This is a genomic window from Acinetobacter baretiae (genome assembly GCF_015627105.1).
Classification (GTDB): domain Bacteria; phylum Pseudomonadota; class Gammaproteobacteria; order Pseudomonadales; family Moraxellaceae; genus Acinetobacter; species Acinetobacter baretiae.
On the sequence record NZ_VTDM01000067.1, the window covers coordinates 1 to 891 of the forward strand.

Annotated in this window: 2 protein-coding genes; both read right to left on the reverse strand. The window is 37.0% G+C overall.

Annotated elements, in window-relative coordinates:
* Positions 1 to 14 precede the first annotated feature (14 nt).
* Positions 15 to 614, reverse strand: coding sequence for an IS630 family transposase (locus tag I2F17_RS12780; RefSeq protein ID WP_211140164.1), 600 nt, complete (start codon positions 612 to 614; stop codon positions 15 to 17).
* The gene (locus I2F17_RS12505) at positions 497 to 853 is read right to left on the reverse strand and encodes an IS630 transposase-related protein (protein ID WP_196423589.1); all 357 of its coding nucleotides are present in this window, start codon (positions 851 to 853) and stop codon (positions 497 to 499) included. Before I2F17_RS12505 ends, I2F17_RS12780 begins: the two co-directional genes overlap by 118 nt.
* Positions 854 to 891 lie beyond the last annotated feature (38 nt).

Consider the following 891-nt stretch of genomic DNA (forward strand, 5'->3'; position numbering starts at 1 on the left):
TATAGTCAAACAATCTAATTACTCATACAGACATGAAAAAACATCTGAAAGAGTCGATCAATACAATCCTCTTGCCATTCTTTTCTCTTTTTCTTAATCCATGCCCAAGTCTTTTCAATAGAATTCAAATCAGGACTATAAGCAGGCAACCATAAAATCTGATGCCCATAGTGTTCCAATAACTCCTGTATATCCGATCGCTTATGAAAGGCCGCATTATCCATCACGATGACACTATTTTGGGGTAGTTCGGGAATAAGAAACTGCTCTACCCAAAAATGAAATACATTTGAATTAATTTTGCAGTCGAATAAACCAACTGCAAATAGTTGACCTTGATATAATGCACCAATGGCATTGGTTTGGTTCTTTAATTGCCAGTTAAATGAGCCATAACATGGTGTTCCTCTCGGAGAATAACCGTGAGGTCTATAATCGTGTGATTTAAACCCGCTTTCATCAAGATAAACAATGGGGTGCTTTTGTTTAAGCTGATCTAAAGCTTCGATAAATTCTGATCTGAGGGATTCTTTGGCTTGTGGGTGGCGTAAGGTCTTTTTTTCACTGTGATTCCTAAACGTTTTAATGCATAACCAATAGATGCGGCTGAGCAGGAAAAGCGCACAGCACGCTCATATTGATAATCGTCTGGATATTTCTCAACATCCGCACGCAATGCATCATCCTCAATTTTAAAAGGTTTCCGTGGGCGGGTTCTTTTAATCTCAATTCGTTTTTTCCAACTCAAAATTGTATTTTTATCAATTTCAAATTGTGCAGAGACCGCTCGTATGGAACATCCTTCCTCAAGCTTCGCTATCACTTTTCGTCTAAAATGTTCTGAATAACTCATTTTTATATTGTCTTATATTTTTGATTGTTTGACTATAG